This is a genomic window from Hydrogenophaga sp. ZJX-1, assembly GCF_048590325.1.
GTDB lineage: Bacteria > Pseudomonadota > Gammaproteobacteria > Burkholderiales > Burkholderiaceae_C > Hydrogenophaga.
The window spans coordinates 219,095-243,338 of sequence record NZ_JBMBRA010000006.1 but is presented as its reverse complement, the minus strand read 5'-3'; the positions used below and the strand labels follow the sequence as shown (position 1 = coordinate 243,338).

Sequence of the window (24,244 nt, the reverse complement as noted above, 5' to 3'; positions counted from 1 at the left end):
ATGCCGGAAGACTGGCTGGTGCCCGACTGGCCGTTGCCGGCCGGGGTGCGCGCGGTGTTCACCACCCGCTCGAGTGGCGTGTCCGGGCTGCCGTTTGACCGCCTCAACCTCGGTGACCATGTGGGTGACGATCCGGTTGCGGTCGCCACCAACCGGGCGCGCCTGGCCGGTGCCACCGGTGTGCGACCGGTGTTCCTGAAGCAGGTGCACGGCATGGCCGTCGCCACACTCGATACCCGGACGCCTGATGGGAGTGAGGCCGATGCCTGCCTGAGCACGCAGCCCGGTGTGGCCTGCACCATCATGGTGGCGGACTGCCTGCCTGTGCTGTTCACGAACAGCGCGGGCAGCGTGGTGGCGGCCGCCCATGCCGGCTGGCGTGGACTGGCGGGAGGGGCTGATGGCCAAGGGGTGCTGGAGGCCACGGTCGCTGCCTTTGTGAAGGCGGCTCGGCAGATGGACGCATCGGCCGATCAGGACAGCGTCATTGCCGACATGCTGGTCTGGCTGGGACCTTGCATCGGGCCCGAAGCGTTTGTGGTGGGGCCTGAGGTGAGGGCTGCTTTTTTGCAGGGCGATCCGGCGGCCCAACACGCCTTCGTCCCGCACCCGGCGGATAGAGAGAAGTACCACGCGAACCTGTCGGCGCTGGCCCGGTTGCGGCTGAGCGCCATGGGCATCCACCGCGTTTACGGCAACGACGGCACCCCGGTCTGGTGTACCGCGACACAGTCCTTACGTTTCTTTTCGCACCGCCGGGATGCTGTCCGTCTGGGCAGTACCGGGCGCATGGCCGCCTGCATCTGGCGGGTCTGACACAGGTGTTGCGCTCTCTGTGGCGCGCAACTTGTGGGCGAGGTCCTCGGCGGCTTCGCGTGCCTTGATCTCTTTGCGGCGCTGGGGCGTGCGCATCAGGTAAACCACCAATGCGATTGGAATCAAACCGTAAAGAAAGAAGGTCACAATGGCTCCGAGGACGGTGCCTGTCGTGTTTGACGCCTCAGCCACCGCCATCATGAGCACCACATAGAGCCAACCAATCACCACCAGATACACAACGTTCCTAACCAAGCGGGGTTTTGTTGTCAGGTTGCTGGAAGCCGGCACACCGACACTAGGGAAAACCCGGAACTCCTCCCCAGAGGAACCGATAATAAGCCGCTGGTAAAAACCATTGGAGACAAGCATGACATCTGGGAAAACCCCTCAACAGCCGTGGCTGGAGGCTGCGCAGCAGTTTCAGCAAAACCTCATTGCCCAGTGGTCGCATGCCGCTCAGGCCTTTCCGGGCGCTGCCTCGCAGGCCGCTCCTCAGGGTGCCACCGACCCGTTCGCGGCTTTCAAGGCGTTCATGCCGCAAAGCGGTGCGGCCCATCCTTTCGGCATGGCCATGCCGCAGGTGGGCGCGGGGATGGGCATGGCCGGCATGGGCGACATGTTCAACCAGGCCGCCGGTCAGAAGGTCCACTTCGATCCGGCCAAGTTGCTCGAGATCCAGAACACCTACATGAAAGACGTGGCGGGCCTGTGGAACCAGGGTCTCGACGCCAAACCGCAGGCTGACCGCCGCTTTGCCTCAGAAGCCTGGGCCAGCAATCCGGTGGCCGCGTTCTCCGCCGCCGCCTACCTGTTGAACGCCCGCACCCTGATGGCGCTGGCCGATGCGGTGGAAGGTGATGCCAAGACCCGGACCCGCGTGCGCTTTGCGGTGCAGCAGTGGATAGACGCCAGCGCACCCAGCAACTTCCTGGCGTTCAACGCCGAAGCCCAGAAGATGGCGCTGGAGTCCAAGGGCGAGAGCATCGCCAAGGGCATGGCCAACCTGCTGCACGACATGAAGCAGGGCCATGTGTCCATGACGGATGAGAGCGTGTTCGAGGTGGGCAAGAACGTTGCCACCACCGAAGGCGCGGTGGTGTTCGAGAACGAGCTGTTCCAGCTGATCGAATACAAGCCGCTCACCGCCAAGGTCTACGAGCGTCCGTTCCTGCTGGTGCCGCCGTGCATCAACAAGTTCTACATCCTCGACCTGCAGCCCGCCAATTCGCTGATCCGTTACTGCGTGGAGCAGGGCCACCGCACCTTCGTGGTGAGCTGGCGCAACCCGGACGAGTCGCTCGCGCACAAGACCTGGGACGACTACATCGAAGACGCGGTCATCAAGGCGATTGGTGTCACGCAGGACATCACCGGCGCCGAGACCATCAACGCGCTGGGCTTCTGCGTCGGTGGCACCATGCTCAGCAATGCGCTGGCCGTGCTGGCCGCGCGCGGCGAAGAGCCGGTCCACAGCGCCACCTTCCTCACCACGCTGATCGACTTCACCGACACCGGCATCCTCGATGTGTTCATCGACGAGCCTTTCGTGAAGATGCGCGAAATGCAGTTTGGCCAGGGCGGCCTCATGTCCGGCCGCGATCTGGCGACCACCTTCAGCTTCCTGCGCCCGAACGATCTGGTCTGGAACTACGTGGTGGGCAACTACCTGAAGGGCGAATCGCCACCGCCGTTTGACCTGCTGTACTGGAACTCGGACGCGACCAACCTGCCTGGCCCGTACTACGCCTGGTACCTGCGCCAGACCTACCTCGAAAACAACCTCGTCAAGCCCGGCAAGACCACCGTCTGCGGCGAGAAGATCGATTTCCGCCAGGTCAAGCTGCCGGTCTACATCTACGGCTCGCGCGAAGACCACATCGTGCCCATCGGCGGTGCGTATGCGAGCACGCAGGTGTTCCCGGGCAAGAAGCGCTTCGTCATGGGCGCTTCCGGCCACATCGCTGGCGTGATCAACCCGCCCGCGGCCGGCAAGCGCAGCCACTGGGTGAACAACGCCACCAAGTTCCCGGCCGATGTGAACGACTGGATCGCCAGCGCCACCGAGCACAAGGGCAGCTGGTGGACCGACTGGGCCAACTGGCTCAAGCCCCTGGCTGGCAAGCAAATTGCTGCGCCCAAGACCTATGGCAAAGGCAAGACCTACGCAGCCATCGAGCCGGCACCGGGCCGCTACGTCAAAGCCAAGGCCTGAATTTTTCGCAACCGATTTTTTGACCACTGAGGAGACACCCCCATGGAAGACATCGTCATCGTTTCAGCCGCCCGCACCGCCGTGGGCAAGTTCGGCGGTTCGCTGGCCAAGACGCCGGCCACCGAGCTGGGCAGCATCGTCATCAAGGAACTGCTGGCGCGCACCGGCCTGCCGGTCGATGCCATTGGTGAGGTGATCATGGGCCAGGTGCTGGCCGCTGGCTGTGGCCAGAACCCGGCGCGTCAGGCCATGATGAAAGCCGGCGTGGCCAAGGAAACGCCGGCACTGACCATCAACGCCGTCTGCGGCTCGGGCCTGAAGGCCGTGATGCTGGCCGCCCAGGCCGTGGCCTGGGGCGACAGCGAGATCGTGATCGCCGGCGGCCAGGAAAACATGAGCGCCAGCCCGCACGTGCTCAATGGCAGCCGCGACGGCCAGCGCATGGGCGACTGGAAGATGACCGACACCATGATCGTGGACGGCCTGTGGGACGTGTACAACCAGTACCACATGGGCATCACCGCCGAGAACGTGGCCAAGGCCCACGGTATCACGCGCGAGATGCAGGACGCGCTGGCCGCGGGCAGCCAGTCAAAGGCCGCCGCTGCACAGGCTGCCGGCAAGTTCAAGGACGAGATCGTCGGTGTGAGCATTCCGCAGCGCAAGGGCGACCCGGTGCTGTTCAACAGCGACGAGTTCATCAACGCCAAGACGACCGCCGAAGTGCTGGCCGGTCTGCGGCCTGCCTTTGACAAGGCGGGTTCGGTGACTGCCGGTAACGCATCGGGCATCAACGACGGTGCTGCCGCCGTGATGGTCATGACGGCCAAGAAAGCCGCCGCCCTGGGCCTGACGCCACTGGCGCGCATCGCCGCCTTTGGCACCAGCGGTCTCGACCCGGCCACCATGGGCATGGGCCCGGTGCCCGCTTCGCAGAAGGCCCTGGCCCGCGCGGGCTGGAAGGCGTCGGACGTCGACGTGTTCGAACTCAACGAAGCGTTTGCTGCACAGGCCTGCGCCGTCAACATGGCGCTGGACATCGACCCGGCCAAGGTCAACGTGAACGGTGGCGCCATCGCCATCGGTCACCCCATCGGGGCGTCGGGTTGCCGCATCCTGGTGACGCTGCTGCACGAAATGCAACGCAGCGGCGCCAAGAAGGGCCTGGCGGCGCTGTGCATCGGCGGCGGCATGGGCGTCTCTCTGGCGGTAGAGAGGTAATTCCGAATCACCCCCGCGCCACCTGCGGCGTCACCCCCTCAAGGGGGCGGTGCGAGTGGCCCGGCGAAGCCGGTTCCACCGCACCCAGGGTGAAGTCACCGCTTTACCCCAACAAGTTTTTTAATGCCATTCGGCACCACCTAGAGGAGCAAACAACATGAGTCAAAAAGTAGCGTACGTCACCGGCGGCATGGGCGGCATCGGTACCGCCATCTGCCAGCGCTTGCACAAGGAGGGCTTCAAGGTCATCGCTGGATGTGGCCCCACGCGCGACTTCACCAAATGGCTGGACGAGCAGAAGGCCCTGGGCTACACCTTCTACGCCTCGGTCGGCAACGTGGGTGACTGGGATTCCACCGTGGAAGCCTTCTCCAAGACCAAGGCCGAGCACGGCAGCATCGACGTGCTGGTCAACAACGCCGGCATCACCAAGGACCGCATGTTCCTGAAGATGTCGCGCGAAGACTGGGACGCGGTGATGAACACCAACCTGGACTCCATGTTCAACGTGACCAAGCAGGTCGTGGGCGACATGGTCGAAAAGGGCTGGGGCCGCATCATCAACATCTCGTCGGTGAACGGCGAGAAGGGCCAGGCGGGTCAGACCAACTACTCGGCCGCCAAGGCCGGCATGCACGGTTTCTCCATGGCGCTGGCGCAGGAGCTGGCCACCAAGGGCGTGACGGTCAACACCGTGAGCCCGGGCTACATCGGCACCGACATGGTCAACGCCATCCGTCCCGACGTGCTGGAAAAGATCGTCGCCACGGTGCCGGTCAAGCGCCTGGGCAAGCCGAGCGAAATCGCCTCCATCATCGCCTGGCTCGCCAGCGAAGAAGGTGGCTACGCCACGGGCGCCGATTTCTCGGTGAACGGCGGTCTGCACATGGGGTGAGGGTGGTCCCCCCTGCGCCGGGCTCCGCCCGTCACCCCCCAGGGGGCGGCACTGGCGGACCGGCGGAGCCGGATCCGCGGTGCCCTGGATGGGCACCTCTCGCCGAGAGCCTTGCTGATGCAGGGCTTTTTTTTTGCCTGTTCGATCCGGGTCAGGATTCGATATCGGGCCCGAGCGGGGCGGGGCGGCTGTTGCTGTGGCCCAGTGGGGCGGGGCGGCTGCCGATGAAGTCGCGTTCGCGTGGCGGGGGCTGGCCGGGCAGGGTGAAGAAGATGATGGCGCCGACGTTGATCTGGCCCTGTGCCCAGACACGGCCGCCGTGGTGCTTGACGATACGCCGCACCGTCGCCAGTCCGATGCCGTCGCCCGGAAATTCGCGCGCCGAATGCAGCCGCGTGAAGGGCTGGAACAGTTGGGTTGCGTGGGCCATGTCGAAGCCGGCGCCGTTGTCTCGCACGTAGAAAGCGGTGGAGCCATCGGCCTGCGGGCTCTGCCCGATCTTGATGCTGGCCGGTTGCCGGTGCGCGCTGTACTTCACCGCGTTGCTGATGAGGTTCTGCAGCAGACTGCGCACCAGGTGTTCGTCGGCCCAGACGGTCATGCCCGGCTCCAGCTGCCATTCGATGCGGTGGTCCTTCTGGTCGATGCCAAAGGCCATGCAGATCTCGTTGGCCATGGCCGACAGGTCCAGCCAGCTGCGTTGCAGCGGGATCTCGCCGATGCGCGAGAGGTTGAGCAGGCTCTCGACCATCTGGGCCAGTTGGTGGGCCGACTTGCGTGCGCGTTCGAGCAGGTCGCGCGCAACGGGACTCAGCGAGTCACCGGCTTCCTCGACCGCCAGGGCTGTGTAGGCTTCAACGGCCCGCAGCGGGGCGCGCAGGTCGTGGGACACCGTGTAATTGAACCGGCGCAGCTCCTCGGCGGCATCGTTGAGCTCGCGGGTGCGCTCCTCAACGCGGGCTTCCAGCTCTTCGTTCAGCTGGCGCAGCGCCAGTTCGCTGCGGATGCGCTCGGTCACGTCACGCGACAACCAGATGACCTGGTCGAGTGGGGTTTGTGGGGGCGTCTCGAAGGCATCGCTGGTCGGTAGCGGTTCGATGGCGGCCACACGGGCTTCGAACCAGCGGGTCTGGCCCGCGGTGTCGGTCAGTTCCGACTCCAGGGTTTGCACCTGCCGCGATGAAAGGGCCTGGTGGATCGTCTCCAGGTACTGCCGGCTCAAGGCTGCGGGACGGTGTTGCTGAACGAGATCACCCACGGGCAAGGGCGGCAGTTGTCCCGTATGCTCATGCGGGTGCCCGATGGCCTCGAGCACCCGGCCTTCGCTGTCGAGCACATACACCGGGTCGGGCACCGCATCGGTGTAGGCCCTCAGGCGCGCTTCACTGGTGTGCACCTGGCTGAACGCGTTGCGAACCCGCGACCACATCCAGAACAGCGTGACCACCACGGCCGTCATCAGCACCCCGGTGGAGATGATGGCCAAGCCGTCCAGCCATCGTTTGCTGCGGAAGTCGTTCTGGAGCTGACCCAGAATGTGCTGCTCCAGTCGGTGGGTCAGGGCAGAGAGGTCGAGCAAACCGCGCTGCAGGTCCAGCAGCACACGGCCAGAGTCGTTCAGTGCTCGGGTGCTCAGGATTTGCAGATCGGTGGCCAGGTCCCGCAGTTGCAGAGCGACAGTACGGGCATCGTCCTGCAGCGCCTGCGATCGGGGCAAACCCGCCAGACCTCCTTCGCCGTTGAGCAGCCGCTGGGTGGATGCCACCACGTTCTTCAGCAGCAGGGGCACCTCGCAGAGTTCGTTCTGTCCCTGGTCGTTGCAGGGCAGCTGGGACAGCTGGTCCTGGCGTTTCACGAGCAGCAGGGCCTGCGAGGTCTGGCGCTGGATCAGCAGGAGCTCCTGCATCGGAGCGACGCCGCGGTCCAGGGTGCGGTCCGCCATGCTGACACCGAGGATGAGCAGGATCTGCATGAACAGCCCGAACGCCAGGATCGTGGCGATCGATACGCGCAGGGGTTTGCTCAGCAGCACGGGCAGGGTATGTTCTGGCGAGGAGGGATTTCTGGGCATGTCAGGGTGCTTCCGATGGCATTTCGTCGCTGGTGAAGCCGAAGGCCTGAACCAACTCACGGTGTTCGTCACTGCCCAGGAAGCTATGGAGTTTCTGGTCCATCTGATCCCGAAGACGGGCGTCGTCAAGGCGAAAGGCAAACGCGGGCAGACCCGCAGGACCGTCGCTCAGGGTGCGCACTTCCAGCGCCCATTGGGTGTTGTGCGCGACCAGCTGCCAGGCGGTCACGGCGGATATGGCGAAGGCATCGGCCGACGACTCGGCCACGGCGCGCAGGCCGCGGTGCGCCTGGAGTACGGTGGCCACGTGCTCGGGAGCGATGCCGGCCTGGAAGAGCAGTCCGTTTTCGGCTGCGCCGTGGATGGTGGTCCAGCGCAGCGGCGGATGGGCTGACAGGTTGGCCAGCAGCGGTTCGAGCGGGATGGCGGTTTCGCCCTTGCGAACCACCAGGGCCGGGCGCACCCGGGCGGTGGGGCGGGTAAAGGCCGCTTCGCGCTGGCGTTCGGGCGTCACGAACATGCCGGCTGCGATGGCGTCGATGCGACCGAGCTGGAGTTCGGGCAGCAGATGGGCAAAGTCCAGGCGCACCCAGTCGATGTGTTCAACCCCCATCTGGTTGGCCATCAGCTTGAATATCTCGGTGGCCTCGCCCGTCACCTGGCCATGGGCGTCGAGGTAGGCGTACGGCGGCTCCAGCGCGAAGCCCACGCGCAGCGTGCCACCGCGCTGCAGATGGCTGGCGGCGGTGGCGGGCGCGTTGCGTTGCACCAGCCACAGGGCGGCTCCGGTCAGGAGCACGATGAAAAGCAATGCGGCTGTCAGCAGCCTTTTGTGTGGTTTCAACCAGGGACTCCCTCTTGTATTCTGAAATATAGGGGGATTGCGTCATTTCGGGGTTTGTTTGACGGCAAAAACGCGACGGCGATTGTCAAATCTTCACCGGCTGCACGCGGCGCTGACGACTGGGATAATTCGGTCCATGTTGTCTGCAGTCTCCTCCCGTTTCGAAACCGTTCCGGTGTCTGCTCCGTCGCCCTGGCGCCTGTCGGTCGCGCCCATGATGGGGTGGACGGATCGCCATTGCCGGTATTTCCATCGCCTGCTGACCAGCCACACGCTGCTCTACACCGAGATGGTGACCACCGGTGCCCTGATCCACGGCAACGCGGCGCAGCACCTGCACTTCAATGAAGAAGAGCACCCCGTGGCGCTGCAGCTCGGCGGCAGCGATCCGGCCGATCTGGCCGCCTGCGCGCGGCTGGGTGAACAGCGCGGTTACGACGAGATCAACCTCAACTGCGGGTGCCCCAGCGAGCGGGTGTTGCGCGGCGCTTTCGGCGCCTGCCTCATGGGTGAACCGAAGCTGGTGGCCGATGGGGTGAAGGCCATGGTGGATGTGGTGGACATCCCGGTCACGGTGAAGCACCGCATCGGCATCGACCGGGTGGAGAGCTACGACTTCGTGCGTGATTTTGTCGGCACCGTGGCCGATGCGGGTTGCAAGGTGTTCATCGTGCACGCACGCAACGCCTGGCTGAAGGGTCTGTCGCCGAAGGAGAACCGCGAGATTCCGCCGCTGCGTTACGAGTTGGTGTATCAGCTCAAGCGTGACTTCCCGGCGTTGACCATTGCCGTCAACGGTGGTATCAACACCAACAAGCAAATTGAAGAACATCTGACGCAGATCGACGGGGTGATGATCGGGCGCGAGGCGTACCACAATCCCTGGCTCATGACGGAATGGGATGCCCGCTTTTACGGTGCGCCAGACGTTGCAACGGCGCTGACGCGTGAAGCCGTGGAGCAGCGGATGGTGGACTACATGGAGCGAGCGGCCCTTGAAGACGGCGCACCCTGGTATGCCATCGCCAGCCACATGCTGGGTTTGCGCCATGGTTTGCATGGGGCGCGCAAATGGCGCCAGGTGTGGAGCGACCACCGGTTGAAACCCCTGCCGGCGCGTGAAGTCTGGGCGATGGCGCAGGCCCACGTCGGCGCGGGGGAAGAAGGTGCATTGGCTGAGGTGTGATCTGAACTTTTCCGGACCGGTGTCCTCACACGCTCAGGATCTGTAGAAGACACCTGTTTCGGGTGGCGCGGATTCAGAGCCAGGCGGGACGAGGGTATCCGGCTGGCGCCAGCCCCGGCGGGGAGCGGGTCGGGGTTGGTGGATTTGAATGAGTGCGTTCCAGACTAGGAGGTCGTATGGATGCTGTCCGTCATTTCCTGACCCGATACGAGCAGACGCGTGAAGACGAGCTCTCGATCGAGGAGTACCTGGATGCCTGCAAGCGCGATCCGCTGGTGTATGCCACCGCGGCCGAGCGCATGCTGGTGGCCATTGGCGAGCCGGAGTTGCTCGACACCCGGCACGACCAGCGCCTGTCGCGCATCTTCGGCAACAAGGTCATCAAGATCTACCCGGCGTTTCGGGATTTCTATGGGCTCGAAGAACCGATCGAGCAGGTGGTTTCCTATTTCCGTCATGGGGCCCAGGGGCTGGAGGAACGCAAGCAGATCCTCTACCTGCTTGGGCCCGTGGGGGGCGGCAAGTCGTCGATTGCCGAACGCCTCAAGCACCTGATGCAACAGGTGCCGTTCTATGCGCTCAAGGATTCGCCGGTGAACGAGTCACCGCTGGGCCTTTTCAACGCGGCCGAAGACGGCGAATTGCTGCACACGCAGTACGGCATCGCGCCAAGGTATCTGGAGCGCGTGATGTCGCCCTGGGCTGTCAAGCGGCTGGAAGAGTATGGCGGCGACATCCGGCGCTTTCGGGTGGTCAAGCGCTTCCCCTCGGTGCTGCGACAGATAGCGATCGCCAAGACCGAACCGGGCGATGAGAACAACCAGGACATCTCCTCGCTGGTCGGCAAGATCGACATCCGCCGGCTTGAAACCTTTGCCCAGGACGACACCGATGCCTACAGCTACTCGGGCGGCTTGTGCCTGGCCAACCAGGGCCTGCTGGAGTTCGTTGAAATGTTCAAGGCACCGATCAAGGTGCTGCACCCGCTGCTGACCGCGACCCAGGAAGGCAACTTCAAGGGCACCGAAGGTTTCGGCGCGATCCCGTTCGACGGCATTGTGATGGCGCACTCCAACGAGAGCGAGTGGAAGGCCTTCCGCAACAACAAGAACAACGAAGCCTTCCTTGACCGCATCTACATCGTCAAGGTGCCGTATTGCCTGCGGGTGACGGAAGAAATCAAGATCTACGAGAAGCTCATCCGCAACTCGTCGCTGTCGCAGGCTGTCTGTTCACCCGGCACGCTGAAGATGCTGGCGCAGTTCGCGGTTTACACCCGGCTGAAAGAGCCCGAAAACTCCAGCATCTTCAGCAAGCTGCTGGTCTACGACGGCGAGAACCTCAAAGACACCGATCCCAAGGCCAAGAGCTACCAGGAATACCGCGACTACGCCGGCGTGGACGAGGGCATGAGTGGCATTTCCACGCGCTTCGCGTTCAAGATCCTGTCACGGGTGTTCAACTTCGACAGCACCGAGGTGGCGGCCAACCCGGTGCACCTGATGTATGTGCTGGAGCAGCAGATCGAGCGCGAGCAGTTCCCGGCCGAAACCGAGCAAAAGTACCTGGCCTTCATCAAGGAGACGCTGGCGGTGCGCTACGCCGAGTTCATCGGCAAGGAAATCCAGACCGCGTATCTGGAGTCGTATTCCGAATACGGCCAGAACATCTTTGACCGTTACGTGACCTACGCCGACTTCTGGATCCAGGACCAGGAGTACCGCGACACCGACACCGGCGAGATCTTCGACCGCTCCTCGCTCAACGCCGAGCTGGAGAAGATCGAAAAGCCCGCCGGCATCAGCAACCCGAAAGACTTCCGCAACGAGATCGTCAACTTCGTGCTGCGCGCACGAGCCAACAACGCGGGCAAGAACCCGTTGTGGACCAGTTACGAAAAGCTGCGCGCGGTGATCGAGAAGAAGATGTTTTCGAACACCGAAGACCTGCTGCCGGTGATCTCGTTCAACGCCAAGGCCAGCGCCGACGAACAGAAGAAGCACGAAGACTTTGTCAACCGCATGGTCGACAAGGGTTACACCACGCGCCAGGTGCGCCTGCTGTGTGACTGGTACCTGCGTGTGCGCAAGAGCTCCTGAGTGCCGGGGCCGTTGTCCCGAATACCAGAAAGGCGGGTCTCCATGCTGCAGCAGATCGTCGATCGCCGGCTGTCGGGCAAGAACAAGTCCATCGGCAACCGCGAGCGCTTTTTGCGCCGTTACCGCGACCAGATCCGCGATGCGGTGAAGAAGGCGGTGTCCGGCCGCAGCATCCGCGACATCGAGCAGGGCGAAGACATCACGCTGCCCCGGCGCGACGTGTCCGAGCCGGTGTTTGGTCACGGCCAGGGTGGCGTGCGCGAGACGGTGCACCCGGGCAACCGCGAGTACGTGCGGGGCGACCGTGTCGGTCGGCCACCATCGGGTGGCGCGGGCGGAGGCGGACGGGGCAGTCAGGACGGTGGCGGGGAAGACGATTTTGTCTTCCGCATCACGCGCGACGAGTTCATGCAGATCTTCTTTGACGACCTGGCCCTGCCGCATCTGGTGCGCACGCAATTGCTGCCCGACGCACCCGAGTGGAAATCGCAGCGCGCGGGCTACGTGTCGGCGGGCAACCCGGCGAGTCTGCACGTGGTGCGCTCCATGCGAACCTCGCTGGGCCGGCGCATCGCCATGGGCGGTGAACTGCGGCAGCACCTGCGCGAATTGCAGGACGCACTGGCCAAAGCCGAGCGGCTGGACAGCACGCCGCGCGCGGAAATTCATGCGCTCCAGCAGCGCATCGAGGCCTTGATACGCCGGATGCGCCGGATTCCGTTTCTCGATCCCCTCGATCTCCGGTTTCGCAACCGGGTGCGCATTCCACAGCCGACCGCCAAGGCGGTGATGTTCTGCCTGATGGATGTGTCGGGCTCGATGGATGAGGAACGCAAGGACATTGCCAAGCGGTTTTTCATCCTGCTCTACCTGTTCCTGCAACGGCACTACGAACGCACCGATGTGGTGTTCATCCGTCACCACACACAGGCCGCCGAGGTGGGGGAAACCGAATTTTTCCAGGCGACCGAAAGCGGGGGCACGGTGGTTTCCAGCGCACTGACGCTGATGCACGAGGTCATCCAGGCGCGCTATCCGCCGGGCGACTGGAACATCTATGGCGCCCAGGCTTCGGACGGTGAAAACTGGTACAAGGATTCGGCGCTGTGCCGGGATCTGTTGCAGCAGAAGCTGCTGCCCTTGGTGCGCTACTACGCCTATGTGCAGGTGGCTGGCGACGAGCAGAACCTCTGGGAAGAGTATGACCAGGTGCGCCGGAACGAGCCGAACTTTGCCATGCGCCGGATCACCGACGCCGCCGACATCTACCCGGTGTTTCGCGAGCTGTTCAGGAAGGCAGGTACCTCATGATGCACGTCGAAGATGTCCCGCGGGAACCGGTGCCCGAGGTTGGCGGTGATCCCGCTCCCGCGGGCCGGGACCGGCAGCCCTTGCCCTGTCCATCGGACTGGACCTTTGAACTCATAGAGACCTACCACGCGGAGATTGCGCGTGTGGCCCGCGACTTCGGACTGGACACCTACCCGGTGCAACTGGAGGTCATCACCGCCGAACAGATGATCGATGCCTACGCCTCGGTGGGCATGCCGGTCAACTACCGCCACTGGTCCTTCGGCAAGCAGTTCATTGCGACCGAGAAACACTACCGGCGCGGTCAGATGGGGCTGGCCTACGAGATCGTGATCAACTCCGATCCCTGCATCGCCTACCTGATGGAAGAGAACACCATGACCATGCAGGCGCTGGTGATCGCGCACGCCTGCTACGGCCACAACTCGTTCTTCAAGGGCAACTACCTGTTCCGCATGTGGACCGACGCCGAGTCCATCATCGACTACTTGGTCTATGCCCGAAACTATGTCTCGGAGTGCGAGGAGTTGCATGGCATCGAAGCGGTCGAGGAATTGCTGGATTCGTGCCACGCGCTCATGAGCCAGGGCGTGGACCGCTACCGGCGTTCCCAGAAGCCTTCGCTGGCGGAGGAAGAGGCGCGGCGCAAGGAGCGCGAGGCCTATTTGCAGCAGCAGGTCAACGACCTCTGGCGCACGCTGCCCAAGGGATCGGACAAGCAGGTGGAAAAGTCCAGCCGGCGTTTCCCGCCGGAACCCGAGGAGAACCTGCTGTATTTCATCGAAAAACACGCGCCGCTGCTGGAACCCTGGCAGCGCGAGGTGGTGCGCATCGTGCGCAAGGTGGCTCAGTATTTTTACCCGCAGCGCCAGACCCAGGTGATGAACGAAGGATGGGCCACGTTCTGGCACTACACCTTGCTCAACGCCCTCTACGACGAGGGCCGCCTGACCGACGGTTTCATGATCGAGTTCCTGCGCTCGCACACCAACGTGGTCTGCCAGCTGCCGGTGGGACATCCGGGTTACAGCGGTGTCAATCCGTATGCGCTGGGCTTCGCCATGTTCAGCGATCTCAAGCGCATCTGCGAAAACCCCACGCTGGAAGACCGGCAGTGGTTTCCCGATCTGGCGGGCAGTGACTGGCTGTCGACACTGCATCACGCCATGCGGAACTACCGCGACGAGAGCTTCATCGGGCAATTTCTTTCACCGCGGCTCATGCGCGAGATGCGGCTGTTTTCGATCGTCGACGACGCGGCCGAACTGGAGCTGGAGGTGGTCGCCATTCACGACGAGGCGGGCTACCGGCGGGTGCGCGAAGCGCTGGCGCGGCAACACGACCTGAGCGAACGGGAGCCCAACATCCAGGTGTGGAATGTGGACGTGCGAGGCGACCGTTCGCTCACCTTGCGCCACACCCGCCAGCACGACCGGCCCTTGAGCGACGACGTCCGGGAGGTGCTCAAGCACGTGTCCCGCCTGTGGGGCTTCAAGGTTCAGCTCGAAAGTGTGGACAACCACGGCAAGGTCGTGCAGCGCTGGGAAGCCGAGCCGCCGCGCCACTGAGGGCACTTGCCACCCAAGTGCCCGCGTAGCGTCAGGGGCCCTGTTTGCCCTTGAGCTTGGTGATGCCGATGAAGTCCATGATGAGCTTTTCGTAGATTGGCTCGGACGTGCCCTTCTGCATCTTGCGCATGAAGTACTTCTCGAACGCCACCTTGGCCAGATGCACCCACTTGCCTTCGCTGAACCAGCTCACGTTGCGTGGCGGGATCTGTGGCAGCGCCACGAAGGCCGCACCGGTGTCGCCGAAGTCGGCCAGGCACACCGTGTTCCAGGTGGCGTGGTGCGTGGGCTCCTTGCCGTCGAGCAGTTCGCGGATGTTGTGCGCCGTGGCCGTGACCATGGACTCGATCATGTAGCCGGTCTTGGGCGTGCCGCAGGGGATGGGCGTTACTTCCACCGGCGGAATCGCCACGCACACGCCCACACTGAAGATGTTCTTGAATTTGGCGTTGCGCTGGTGCTCGTCGATGGTGATGAAACCGCGCGGATTGGTCAGGCCCTCGATGCCGAACACCGCGTCCACCCCCTTGAAGGCGGGCAGCATCATGGAGTGCTTGAAGGGCAGCACGTGGTCCTTGACGGGTCTGCCCTGGTCGTCGTGCTCGGTGACGTGCATCTGGCCGGCCTCGATCTTGGTGGTCTTGGCGTTGCAGATCCACTTGATGTGACGCTGGCGCATGGCCGACTCGAGCATCCCCTTGGAGTCGCCCACGCCGCCCAGGCCCAGGTGGCCGATGTAGGGTTCGGATGTCACGAAGGTCATCGGCACCTTGTCGCGGATCTTGCGCTTGCGCAGGTCGGTGTCCATGATCATCGCGAACTCGTAGGCCGGGCCGAAGCACGAAGCGCCTTGTACGGCACCCACCACGATGGGGCCGGGCGCCTGCACAAACGCATCCCAGGCCGTTTTCGTGGTTTCGGCGTGGCTCACGTGGCAGATCGACTGCGTGTGGCCACCATACGGACCCAGGCCTTCGATCTCGTCAAACGCGAGCTTGGGGCCGGTGGCGATGACGAGGTAGTCGTAGTCCACCCGGCTGCCGTCTTCCATCTCGATCTGGTTGGCGTCCGGGTGGACCCGTTTGGCGCGCTGGATGATGGACTGAATGCCTTTTTTGGCCAGCGCCGGGGCGATGTCGACCTCGATGTCTTTGCGGGTGCGCCAGTTCACCGCCACCCAGGGGTTGGACGGGACGAAATGGAACTTGGGGGCTTCGCTGATGACGGTGACGGTGTCACCGGCGCGGGCGAGCGCTTTCATCTCGTAGGCCATGGGCATGCCGCCGAGGCCGGCGCCCAAAATGACAATGTGAGCCATGGGTTTGTCTCCAAGTGGTCGATGTTTCAGTCACGTGAATGATGCATGCCCCAGGGGGTATGTTGTTTGACAATTGTCAAGTCCGCTCCCCGGACAAACCCTTGGCTGGTCAGAGCCCGATGGCGCGCAGATCAATTCCGCCGTTGGCCACCGGTGGGCACCAGAAATAGGCGCCCGTTTCAGGCTCGGTGAAATCAAAGAGCGCGTCGACGATGCCGTCTTCGGCGCCAGACATGCGGCGCAGCTGCGCTTCAAATGCATCGAACGAGCAGCCAAAGGCGGCAAACACCAACCCTCCCTGGTTGCCCTCTGCCCAGGGCATCGAGCGCCGCAGGACAAAGGCCTCGGGGTCGAAGTTCTCTTGCGCGGTGCGCTTCACATGGGACGATTCGGGCGCGTCGTCCAGTTCCTCGTTGCTGTCACGTTCCCGGCCGATGGCGTGGTCCTGTTGCTGCCTGGACATGGCATCGAAGCGGCTCATGTGGTGGCGCCAACGCTGAACCGCGACAAAGCTGCTGCCCGCCAGCAGCCCGGCGCTTTCTGGCAGCAAAGCGGTGGCTTCGGCCTCCTCGCCCTGGGGGTTTTCGGTTCCGTCCTCGTAGCCGGTCAGGTCCCTGCCGTTGTCGTGAATGAAGGCATCGGTGATGTCCTGCACGTCGAATGCCGGCGCCATCAAGGCTTCCAGCTGGCGGCTTCGGATCAACAGGTCCCCGCGGTCGGTGCCGCGCAGCCAGATGAACAGGTCCGCGGGTGTGGCAGGGAGCTTGACGCGCGCACCGTCGATGCCTCGGAAGCTTTTGAGGCCAGGGATCGACACATCCAGTTCGCGAACCAGCGATGCTCCCAGCCCCACAATGGTGAGCTGGCCGTCTGACTGACCGGCCAGCCGGCGCAACACGGCGCGCGGGTCTGCGCCGACGCGCAATTGGCAGGTGAGGTAACGGCCTTGGGCCGGAATGGGTTCGAGAATGCCGGGTTGGGCCAGATGGGCAAGGGTCATGGGTCGTTCCAGTCGATCTTCACGCCTGCGGGTCGCCATGAACCGCAGGGCCTATGACCGGAATCTATCAGCGTGCAGGCACGCTTTCGTTGCGGTCGCTCAGGTTGCGGCTTCGAGCCCGTTCTGGAAGTGCTCGTGCATGCGCTGCTGGGTCAGCGCGGCGTTGCGCGCGAGCAGGGCGGTCATGATGGCGCGGTGTTCGGCGAGCGACTCGTCGATGCGCCCGGTCTTGAACAGCGAGTTGTGGCGGTTGAGCTTCATGACCTTGCGCAGGTCGGCGACCATCTGCTCGCGCCAGCGGTTGCTGGCGAGTTCGAGCAGGCGCATGTGAAACCGCTCGTTCAGGGCGAAGAAGCGGTTGCGGTCGTCTGCGGCGGCTTCGAGCTCGGCGTGCAGCCCCTGGAGTTCGGCGAGTTCGGCGTCGGTTGCGCGCTGTGCCACCACACCCGCAGCGTCCGACTCCAGCAGAGCCAGCAGGTGGTAGACGTCGGCGAGGTCCTTGTCGGACACTTCGGTCACGTAGGCACCGCGGCGCACTTTCATGGTCACCAGGCCTTCGGCCGCCAGCACCTTGAGCGCTTCGCGCAGCGGCGTGCGACTGATGCCGTATTCCTCGGCGATCTTGAGCTCGTCGATCCAGCTGCCGGGCTCCAGCTCGCGGCTGAAGATGCGCTGGCGCAGCAGCTCGGCGACTTCTTCATACAGGGCGCGGGGGGCGAGGGACAGGGCGGACATGGGGCGAGTGGTTGAGAAAACGGTGTGTGACGGGCTGCTGATTGTAAGACCGCAGGAATATTTTGCATCAATAATTATGAATGATATAAAATCGCCGGCGCTCCCAAGTCTCCCTTCCGTCGTTACAAGTACTTGCCTGCCATGAGCCACAAACAGCCCGAATTTGCCCCCGCCACCCTCGAAGCCTGGACCAAGGCGGCCCAGAAGTCCGCGCCCGGCGGTGACGTGAACGCGCTGAACTGGCTCACACCCGATGGCATATCCGTCAAGCCGCTGTACACGGCAGAAGACACGGCGAACCTGCCTCACACCAACACCTTGCCGGGCTTTGAGCCCTTCATCCGCGGCCCGCAGGCCACCATGTACGCGGTGCGCCCGTGGACCATCCGCCAGTACGCGGGGTTTTCCACCGCCGAAGAATCCAACGCCTTCTACCGCAAGGCGCTGGCCGCGGGTGGGCAGGGCGTGTCGGTCGCGTTCGATCTGGCCACGCACCGCGGCTACGACTCCGACCACCCGCGCGTCACCGGCGACGTGGGCAAGGCGGGCGTGGCGATTGACTCGGTCGAAGACATGAAGATCCTTTTCGACCAGATCCCGCTCGACAAGGTGTCGGTGTCCATGACCATGAACGGCGCCGTGCTGCCGGTGTTGGCCGGCTATGTGATCGCGGCCGAGGAGCAGGGCGTGTCGCAGGACAAGCTGAGCGGAACGATTCAGAACGACATTCTGAAAGAGTTCATGGTGCGCAACACCTACATCTACCCGCCCGAGCCGTCGATGAAGATCATCGGCGACATCATCGAGTACACGGCCCAGCACATGCCGAAGTTCAACTCGATCTCGATCTCGGGCTACCACATGCAGGAGGCGGGCGCCAACCAGGCGCTGGAACTGGCCTTCACCCTGGCCGACGGCAAGGAGTACGTGAAGACCGCCATCGCCAAGGGCATGGACGTGGACGGGTTCGCCGGGCGCCTGAGCTTCTTCTGGGCGATCGGCATGAACTTCTACCTGGAGATTGCCAAGATGCGCGCGGCCCGGCTGCTGTGGACGCGCATCATGAAGGGCTTTGACGCCAAGAATCCCAAGAGCCTGATGCTGCGCACCCACTGCCAGACTTCCGGCTGGTCGCTCACCGAGCAGGACCCTTACAACAACGTGGTGCGCACCGCCATCGAAGCCATGGCTGCGGTGTTCGGTGGCACGCAGAGCCTGCACACCAACTCGTTTGACGAAGCCATCGCCCTGCCGACCGAGTTCAGCGCCCGCATCGCCCGCAATACCCAGCTCATCATCCAGGAAGAGACCCACATCACCAATGTGGTAGACCCCTGGGCCGGCTCTTACATGATGGAGTCGCTCACGCAGGAAATGGCCGACAAGGCCTGGGCCATCATCGAAGAGGTCGAAGCCATGGGCGGCATGACCAAGGCCGTGGACAGCGGCTGGGCCAAGCTGAAGATCGAAGCGGCGGCGGCCGAAAAGCAGGCCCGCATCGACTCGGGCAAGGACGTGATCGTCGGTGTCAACAAGTACAAGCTCAAGACCGAAGACGCCATCGAGGCTCGCGACATCGACAATGTCGCTGTGCGCGACGGGCAGATCGCTCGCCTGAAGCAGATCAAGGCGAATCGCGATACCACCAAAGTGGAAGCGGCGCTCAACGCGCTGACCGCGTCTGCCGAGTCCGGCCAGGGCAACCTGCTGGACCTGTGCATCCAGGCCATGCGCCTGCGCGCCACCGTGGGCGAGGTGAGCGATGCGCTGGAAAAGGTTTTTGGGCGCCACCGCGCCGATACACAAAAGGTGACCGGTGTGTACGCTGCTGCTTACGACTCCGCCGAAGGCTGGGACGCCCTGAAGGGCGAGATCAACGACTTTGCCACTGCGCAAGGCCGCCGCCCGCGCGTGATGATCAGCAAGCTCGGCCAGGACGGCCACGACCGCGGCGCCAAGGTGGTGGCCACGGCCTTCGCCGATCTGGGTTTTGACGTGGACATGGGTCCGCTGTTCCAGACGCCCGAAGAATGCGCCCGCCAGGCCATCGAGAACGACGTGCACGCCGTGGGCGTCAGTACGCTGGCCGCCGGTCACAAGACCCTGGTGCCCGCCATCATCGCCGAGCTGAAGAAGCAGGGCGCCGACGACATCATCGTGTTCGTAGGCGGCGTGATCCCGCGCCAGGATTACGAGATGCTGTACGAGGCGGGCGTCAAGGGCATCTACGGTCCCGGTACCCCGATCCCGGCCAGCGCCAAGGACGTCCTGGAGCAGATCAAGAAGGCGCTTGCGTGATTCCCTCCGAGTTGCAGGCCGGTGTTCTGTCCGGGGCCGGCGCTGTTCAGCGCCGCGCCATGGCCAAGGCCATCACGCTGCTCGAATCCACCCGCGCCGACCACCGTGCCCAAGGTGATGCGCTGCTGACAGCGCTGCTGCCGCACTCCGGCAAATCGTTCCGGCTCGGCATCAGCGGCGTGCCCGGCGTGGGCAAGAGCACCTTCATCGAAGCGCTGGGGCTTTACCTGATTGGGCTGGGCCACCGCGTGGCGGTGCTGACCATCGACCCCTCCAGCACCGTGTCGGGTGGCTCCATCCTGGGCGACAAGACCCGCATGGAGCACCTGAGCGTGCACGAGAAGGCCTACATCCGCCCCAGCCCGAGCAGCGGCACGCTGGGGGGCGTGGCCGAGAAGACGCGCGAAGCCATGCTGGTCTGCGAAGCCGCGGGCTACGACATCGTGATGGTGGAAACCGTGGGTGTGGGCCAGAGCGAGACGGCGGTGGCGAACATGACCGACATGTTCTGCCTGCTGCAGCTGCCCAACGCCGGCGACGACCTGCAGGCGATCAAGAAGGGTGTGATGGAACTGGCCGACCTGGTGGTCATCAACAAGGCCGACATCGACCCCGACGCCGCCACCCGAGCCCGCGCGCAGATCACGTCCAGCCTTCGCCTGCTCGGTTTGCACGGTCATCCGGAGCACGCCCACCACGACGACAAGATCTGGCACCCGCAGGTGATCCAGATCAGCGCGCTGCACAACCAGGGCGTGGACAGCTTCTGGGCCGAGGTGTCCAGATTCCGCACCGTGCAGACCGCCAACGGCCGGCTCGCTGCGCGCCGCCAGCACCAGGCGGGCGCCTGGATGTGGGAGCGCATCGACGCCGGCCTGAAACAACGTTTCCGTGAGCACCCACAGATCCGTGCACGGCTCGACGAGACCACCCGCCGGGTGCTGGCCGGTGAACTGCCAGCGTCGACCGCCGCGCGCCAGTTGCTTGAACTGTTTGATTGAATCAAAACCGATTTTTCTGGAGAAAACGCATGCAAGAAATCCTGGACCAACTGGAGCAAAAGCGCGCCGCAGCCCGCCTCGGCGGTGGGCAAAAGCGCATCGACGCGCAGCACGCCAAGGGAAAGCTCACCGCGCGTGAGCGGCTGGAGGTGCTGCTGGACGAGGGCACGTTCGAAGAGTGGGACATGTTCGTCGAGCACCGTTGCACCGACTTCGGCATGCAGGACAACAAGATCCCCGGCGACGGCGTGGTCACCGGCTACGGCATGATCAACGGCCGCCTGGTCTTTGTGTTCAGCCAGGACTTCACGGTCTTCGGCGGCGCGCTTTCCGAAGCGCACGCCGAGAAGATCTGCAAGATCATGGACCAGGCCATGAAGGTGGGCGCACCGGTGATCGGCCTGAACGATTCGGGCGGTGCCCGCATCCAGGAGGGTGTGGCCTCGCTCGGCGGTTATGCCGACGTGTTCCAGCGCAACGTCATGGCCTCCGGCGTCGTTCCCCAGATCTCCATGATCATGGGCCCATCGGCAGGTGGCGCGGTGTATTCACCAGCCATGACCGACTTCATCTTCATGGTCAAGGATTCCTCCTACATGTTCGTGACCGGCCCCGAGGTGGTGAAGACCGTGACGCACGAGGAAGTGACCGCCGAAGAGCTCGGCGGTGCCGTGACGCACACCACCAAGAGCGGCGTGGCCGACCTGGCGTTCGAGAACGACGTGGAAGCGCTGCTGATGCTGCGCCGGCTCTACAACTACCTGCCACTCTCGAACCGGGAAAAAGCGCCGGTGCGCCCCAGCGGCGACCCGATCGACCGCATGGAGTTGAGCCTGGACACCCTGGTGCCGGACAACCCGAACAAGCCTTACGACATGAAGGAGCTGATCGTCAAGACGGTGGACGACGGCGACTTCTTCGAACTGCAACCCGAGTACGCGAAGAACATCCTGATCGGCTTCGCCCGCATGGACGGCCAGACGGTGGGCATCGTGGCCAACCAGCCGCTGGTGCTGGCGGGGTGCCTGGACATCAAGAGCTCCATCAAGGCCGCGCGCTTCGTGCGCTTCTGCGATGCCTTCAACATCCCGGTGATCACCTTCGTCGACGTGCCCGGCTTCATGCCTGGCACGAGCCAGGAGTTCGGCGGCATCATCAAACACGGCGCCAAGCTGCTCTACGCCTACGCCGAGTGCACCGTGCCGAAGATCACCGTGATCACGCGCAAAGCCTACGGCGGTGCCTACGACGTGATGGCCTCCAAACACCTGCGCGGCGACGTGAACTTCGCCTGGCCCAACGCCGAGATCGCGGTGATGGGTGCCAAGGGCGCGGTGGAAATCATCTTCCGCGAAGAGAAGAAAGACCCGGACAAACTGGCCGGGCGCGAAGCCGAATACAAGGCCCGCTTCGCCAACCCCTTCGTGGCGGGCGCGCGCGGCTTCATCGACGATGTGATCCTGCCCCACGAGACGCGCAAACGCATCTGCCGCTCGCTGGTCATGCTCAAGGAAAAGAAGATCGAGAACCCCTGGCGCAAGCACGGCAATATCCCACTCTGAGCACCCGAGGAGCACAAGAACATGTTCACCAAAATTCTCATTGCCAACCGTGGCGAGATCGCTTGCCGCGTCATCGCCACCGCCCAGAAGATGGGCATCAAAACCGTGGCCGTTTACTCCGAAGCCGACAAGGAAGCGCGCCACGCGCAGCTGGCCGACGAGGCTGTGCTGATCGGTCCGGCCGCATCGCGCGAATCCTACCTCGTTGCCGACAAGATCATCGCCGCGGCCAAGGCCACCGGCGCGCAGGCCATCCACCCCGGCTACGGTTTCCTGTCGGAAAACGAGGCCTTCGCCAAGCGCTGTGAAGACGAAGGCATCGCCTTCATCGGGCCGCGCCATTTCTCCATAGCGGCCATGGGCGACAAGATCGCTTCCAAGAAGCTGGCCCTGGAGGCCAAGGTCAACACCATCCCGGGCTGGAACGACGCCATCGAAACCGCAGAACGCGCGGTCGAGATCGCCAAGGACATCGGCTACCCCGTGATGATCAAGGCCTCGGCCGGCGGCGGCGGCAAGGGCCTGCGCGTGGCCTTCAACGACAAGGAGGCCTTCGAGGGCTTCACCAGCTGCCGCAACGAGGCGCGCAACAGCTTCGGCGACGACCGTGTGTTCATCGAGAAATACGTGCTGGAGCCGCGCCACATCGAGATCCAGGTGCTGGGCGATTCACACGGCAACGTGATCTATCTGAACGAACGCGAGTGTTCGATCCAGCGCCGCCACCAGAAGGTGATCGAAGAGGCTCCGTCACCCTTCATCTCCGACGCCACGCGCAAGGCCATGGGCGAGCAGGCCGTGGCGCTGGCCAAGGCCGTGAAGTACCAGAGCGCGGGCACGGTGGAGTTCGTGGTGGGCAAGGACCAGGACTTCTATTTCCTGGAAATGAACACCCGCCTGCAGGTGGAGCACCCGGTGACGGAGTGCATCACCGGTGTCGATCTGGTGGAGCTGATGATCCGCGTGGCGGCCGGCGAGAAGCTGCCGCTGACACAAGCCGATGTGCAGCGCAACGGCTGGGCCATCGAGTGCCGCATCAACGCCGAAGACCCGTTCCGCAACTTCCTGCCCAGCACCGGCCGTCTGGTGCGCTTCCAGCCGCCGGCGCAGACCATGCACCAGTCCAACACCGCCGACCTGTTCGGCGTGCGCGTGGACACGGGCGTGGTCGATGGTGGCGAGATCCCGATGTACTACGACTCGATGATCGCCAAGCTCATCGTGCACGGCAAGGACCGCAACGAGGCCATTGCCAAGATGCGCGAGGCGCTCAACGGCTTCGTGATCCGTGGCATCAGCAGCAACATCCCGTTCCAGGCCGCGCTGCTGGCGCACCCGAAATTCGTCAGCGGCGAGTTCAACACCGGCTTCATCGCCGAGCACTACGCGCATGGCTTCCGTGCCGAAGACGTGCCGCATGACGACGCCGACTTCCTGGTCGCGCTGGCCGCTTTCGTGCGCCGCAAGTCGCGCGAGCGCGCAGCGGGTCTGACCGGCCAGCTGCCAGGTTACGGCGTCAAGGTCGGCCACGACTTCAGTGTGATTACCTTGGGGACTGGCGGCGAAAACCGTTATACGGCGGTGCACGTGGACGAGGTGGTGGGGCAGGTCGGTTCCGCGGTGGTCACGGTGGAGGGCAAGCGCTTTGCCATCAGCAGCCCCTCGCGCCTGAACGACGTCTGCATCACCGGCGCATGCAACGGTCAGCCCTTCACCGCTCAGGTGGAGCGTGGCACGCTGCGCAACCCGCTGGCCCTGGTGGTGCAGCACAACGGCACGCGCATCGAAACCGTGGTGGTGTCTGCCCGCATGGCCGAGCTGCACAAGCTCATGCCGTTCAAGGCGCCGCCCGACATGAGCAAATACGTGCTCTCGCCCATGCCCGGCCTGCTGGTCGACGTGGCGGTGCAGGTGGGCCAGAAGGTGCAAGCCGGCGAGCGCGTGGCGGTGATCGAGGCCATGAAGATGGAGAACGTGCTGTTCGCTGCGGCCGACGGCGTGGTCTCCAAGGTGCTGGCCGCCAAAGGCGAATCGCTGGTGGTCGACCAGCCGATCGTCGAATTCGGCTGATCCCGGCTGGTCGCAACGGGACAGAGACAAGCCT

At 64.0% G+C, this 24,244-nt stretch carries 18 protein-coding genes; 12 read left to right on the top strand and 6 right to left on the bottom strand.

Annotated elements, in window-relative coordinates:
• Complete coding sequence (gene pgeF, locus ACN5W5_RS18080) at positions 1-816, top strand: peptidoglycan editing factor PgeF (RefSeq protein WP_420049980.1); 816 nt, start codon at positions 1-3, stop codon at positions 814-816.
• Here pgeF and ACN5W5_RS18075 read toward each other — a convergent pair.
• Positions 736-1,188 (bottom strand): hypothetical protein, encoded by a 453-nt coding sequence (locus ACN5W5_RS18075; protein WP_420049860.1) that lies wholly within the window; start codon positions 1,186-1,188, stop codon positions 736-738. The two genes, pgeF and ACN5W5_RS18075, sit on opposite strands and share 81 nt — an antisense overlap.
• Here ACN5W5_RS18075 and phaC point away from each other — a divergent pair.
• From phaC to phbB, 3 genes are all read left to right on the top strand, one after another.
• Positions 1,187-3,031 carry a class I poly(R)-hydroxyalkanoic acid synthase gene (gene phaC, locus ACN5W5_RS18070; RefSeq protein ID WP_420049859.1) on the top strand — a complete coding sequence of 615 codons (1,845 nt, stop codon included), beginning with the start codon at positions 1,187-1,189 and terminating at the stop codon, positions 3,029-3,031. The two genes, ACN5W5_RS18075 and phaC, sit on opposite strands and share 2 nt — an antisense overlap.
• 42 nt (positions 3,032-3,073) lie before the next feature.
• On the top strand, positions 3,074-4,252 hold the full coding sequence (locus tag ACN5W5_RS18065; protein ID WP_420049858.1) for an acetyl-CoA C-acetyltransferase: 1,179 nt from the start codon (positions 3,074-3,076) through the stop codon (positions 4,250-4,252).
• 157 nt (positions 4,253-4,409) lie between these two features.
• Positions 4,410-5,147 carry an acetoacetyl-CoA reductase gene (gene phbB / locus ACN5W5_RS18060; protein WP_177133829.1) on the top strand — a complete coding sequence of 246 codons (738 nt, stop codon included), beginning with the start codon at positions 4,410-4,412 and terminating at the stop codon, positions 5,145-5,147.
• Positions 5,148-5,298: 151 nt separating this feature from the next.
• On the opposite strand, the gene ACN5W5_RS18055 is transcribed toward phbB, so the two are convergent.
• Both ACN5W5_RS18055 and ACN5W5_RS18050 read right to left on the bottom strand, forming a co-directional pair.
• Positions 5,299-7,218 (bottom strand): sensor histidine kinase, encoded by a 1,920-nt coding sequence (locus tag ACN5W5_RS18055; RefSeq protein ID WP_420049857.1) that lies wholly within the window; start codon positions 7,216-7,218, stop codon positions 5,299-5,301.
• A 1-nt stretch (position 7,219) separates the two neighbouring features.
• Complete coding sequence (locus tag ACN5W5_RS18050) at positions 7,220-8,062, bottom strand: transporter substrate-binding domain-containing protein (protein ID WP_420049856.1); 843 nt, start codon at positions 8,060-8,062, stop codon at positions 7,220-7,222.
• 136 nt (positions 8,063-8,198) lie between these two features.
• Here ACN5W5_RS18050 and dusA point away from each other — a divergent pair, with 136 nt between their 5' ends.
• From dusA to ACN5W5_RS18030, 4 genes are all read left to right on the top strand, one after another.
• A complete protein-coding gene (dusA, locus tag ACN5W5_RS18045; protein ID WP_420049855.1) occupies positions 8,199-9,248 on the top strand; it encodes a tRNA dihydrouridine(20/20a) synthase DusA in 1,050 nt (349 codons plus the stop codon).
• Between the two features lie 176 nt (positions 9,249-9,424).
• Entirely contained in the window at positions 9,425-11,347 is a 1,923-nt protein-coding gene (locus ACN5W5_RS18040; RefSeq protein WP_420049854.1) for a PrkA family serine protein kinase, read from the top strand.
• A gap of 42 nt (positions 11,348-11,389) precedes the next feature.
• Positions 11,390-12,658, top strand: coding sequence for a YeaH/YhbH family protein (locus ACN5W5_RS18035; protein ID WP_420049853.1), 1,269 nt, complete (start codon positions 11,390-11,392; stop codon positions 12,656-12,658).
• On the top strand, positions 12,658-14,226 hold the full coding sequence (locus ACN5W5_RS18030) for a SpoVR family protein (RefSeq protein WP_420049979.1): 1,569 nt from the start codon (positions 12,658-12,660) through the stop codon (positions 14,224-14,226). Before ACN5W5_RS18035 ends, ACN5W5_RS18030 begins: the two co-directional genes overlap by 1 nt.
• A 31-nt stretch (positions 14,227-14,257) precedes the next feature.
• Here ACN5W5_RS18030 and ACN5W5_RS18025 read toward each other — a convergent pair whose 3' ends face one another.
• The 3 genes from ACN5W5_RS18025 to ACN5W5_RS18015 form a co-directional block, all read right to left on the bottom strand.
• Positions 14,258-15,544, bottom strand: a complete 1,287-nt coding sequence (locus ACN5W5_RS18025) for an NAD(P)/FAD-dependent oxidoreductase (protein WP_420049852.1) — start codon at positions 15,542-15,544, stop codon at positions 14,258-14,260.
• A 109-nt stretch (positions 15,545-15,653) separates the two neighbouring features.
• On the bottom strand, positions 15,654-16,544 hold the full coding sequence (locus tag ACN5W5_RS18020) for a Dyp-type peroxidase (RefSeq protein WP_420049851.1): 891 nt from the start codon (positions 16,542-16,544) through the stop codon (positions 15,654-15,656).
• Between the two features lie 99 nt (positions 16,545-16,643).
• Entirely contained in the window at positions 16,644-17,279 is a 636-nt protein-coding gene (locus ACN5W5_RS18015; RefSeq protein ID WP_420049850.1) for a GntR family transcriptional regulator, read from the bottom strand.
• Between the two features lie 141 nt (positions 17,280-17,420).
• Between ACN5W5_RS18015 and scpA the strand changes: the two genes are divergently transcribed.
• From scpA to ACN5W5_RS17995, 4 genes are read left to right on the top strand one after another with little or no spacing between them, the layout of a single operon-like run.
• A complete protein-coding gene (gene scpA / locus ACN5W5_RS18010) occupies positions 17,421-19,577 on the top strand; it encodes a methylmalonyl-CoA mutase (protein ID WP_420049849.1) in 2,157 nt (718 codons plus the stop codon).
• The gene (meaB, locus tag ACN5W5_RS18005) at positions 19,574-20,578 is read left to right on the top strand and encodes a methylmalonyl Co-A mutase-associated GTPase MeaB (RefSeq protein ID WP_420049848.1); all 1,005 of its coding nucleotides are present in this window, start codon (positions 19,574-19,576) and stop codon (positions 20,576-20,578) included. Before scpA ends, meaB begins: the two co-directional genes overlap by 4 nt.
• A gap of 29 nt (positions 20,579-20,607) precedes the next feature.
• Positions 20,608-22,140: an acyl-CoA carboxylase subunit beta gene (locus tag ACN5W5_RS18000; protein WP_420049847.1), complete on the top strand. Its 1,533-nt coding sequence runs from the start codon at positions 20,608-20,610 to the stop codon at positions 22,138-22,140.
• A 21-nt stretch (positions 22,141-22,161) separates the two neighbouring features.
• Entirely contained in the window at positions 22,162-24,210 is a 2,049-nt protein-coding gene (locus ACN5W5_RS17995; protein ID WP_420049846.1) for an acetyl-CoA carboxylase biotin carboxylase subunit, read from the top strand.
• Positions 24,211-24,244 lie beyond the last annotated feature (34 nt).